At 63.4% G+C, this 1,656-nt stretch carries 1 protein-coding gene; it reads right to left on the bottom strand.

All coding sequences use genetic code 11. From position 1 onward, the window contains the following. On the bottom strand, positions 1-1,511 hold a 1,511-nt coding region (locus tag J9892_RS23915; protein WP_210539154.1), incomplete at its 3' end, for an Ig-like domain-containing protein. Positions 1,512-1,656 lie beyond the last annotated feature (145 nt).

The raw sequence follows: 1,656 nt of genomic DNA, 5'->3' as shown, positions 1-1,656 counted from the left end.
ACCCCGCTCAGCGGGAAGCCCGCCACCACCCCGTTCACCACGATGTTGATGCCACCCACGCTCAGGGTCTTCACCCCGTCCGGCGCGCTGATGGTGAAGTCCCCCGTCACCGTGGTCGACTCCTTGCTGCTGTCCGACCCCGCCGATTCGTTTTCGCCGCGGGTCGCCAGCAGGTCGTCCTCGTACACCTTCACATCCCCGCCCTCGCCCTTGGGCGTCAGGTTGGTGATGGTCACCCCGTCATCGTCGTTCTTGATGGTCAGGGTCAGGGTCGCCGTGCTCACGTCTCCGTCCGCATCCGTCAGGGTGTAGGTGAACACTTCGCTGCCCACCCCGCCCCCGGTCAGCGCCTTGAAGTCACCGTCGTTCGGGTTGAGGGTATAGGTGTAGGTGCCGTTGGCATTGAGCACCAGGCTGCCGTAGGTCCCGCTCAGGGTGCCCGCGGTCACCGCCGCGCCATCCGCCCCCTGCACGTCGTTGGTGATGACGTTGCCATTGAGGACCAGGTTGTTCTCGCTCGCCGCCGTCAGGTTGACGTCGCTCACCGCCGTCGGCACGTCATCGACAATCTGCACGCTCAGGGTGTTCGAGGCCGAGTCCCCGTCGCTGTCCACCAGGCTCACCGCGAAGTCTTCGAACAGGCTGTTGTTGCCGTTCGCCGTCGGGTGCGCCTCGTTGTCGTTCAGGGTGTAGCTGTAGCTCACCAGCCCGGTCGCCGGGTTGTACCCGGTGATGGTCAGGGTGTTGCCCAGCGGCGTGGTCACCCCGCTCAGCGGGAAGCCCGCCACCACCCCGTTCACCACGATGTTGATGCCACCCACGCTCAGGGTCTTCACCCCGTCCGGCGCGCTGATGGTGAAGTCCCCCGTCACCGTGGTCGACTCCTTGCTGCTGTCCGACCCCGCCGACTCATTCTCGCCGCGGGTCGCCAGCAGGTCGTCTTCGTACACCTTCACATCCCCGCCCTCGCCCTTGGGCGTCAGGTTGGTGATGGTCACCCCGTCATCGTCGTTCTTGATGGTCAGGGTCAGGGTCGCCGTGCTCACGTCTCCGTCCGCATCCGTCAGGGTGTAGGTGAACACTTCGCTGCCCACCCCGCCCCCGGTCAGCGCCTTGAAGTCACCGTCGTTCGGGTTGAGGGTGTAGGTGTAGGTGCCGTTGGCATTGAGCACCAGGCTGCCGTAGGTCCCGCTCAGGGTGCCCGCGGTCACCGCCGCGCCATCCGCCCCCTGCACGTCGTTGGTGATGACGTTGCCATTGAGGACCAGGTTGTTCTCGCTCGCCACCGTCAGGTTGACGTCGCTCACCGCCGTCGGCACGTCGTCCAGCACCACGACATCCAGCCCTGCACTGGTCGTGTCGCCATCGAGGTCCGTCAACACAACGTTGAAGCTCTCCGTCAGAGCCCCATCATTTGCAGGTTTGTTATGTGTTTCGTTATCGTTCAGGGTGTAGCTGTAGGTCACGCTGCCAACCCCTGTCACCGGGTTGTAGCTGACGCCGGTCACCATGCATATTCCGGCCGATCATGAACACCAATTCCGATTCAACGTGAACACCATTTCCGGACCAATGTGAACGCTCATTCCGGTTCAACCTGAACACTTTGCCCCTCCTTTCCGGAAACAGTGTTCAACATCCCGGAATCACTGTTCA

The organism is Aeromonas sp. Prich7-2 (assembly GCF_017939255.1).
Taxonomy (GTDB): domain Bacteria; phylum Pseudomonadota; class Gammaproteobacteria; order Enterobacterales; family Aeromonadaceae; genus Aeromonas; species Aeromonas caviae.
The sequence above is the reverse complement of the archived record's forward strand: the minus strand, read 5'-3'. Positions and strand labels throughout refer to the sequence as shown.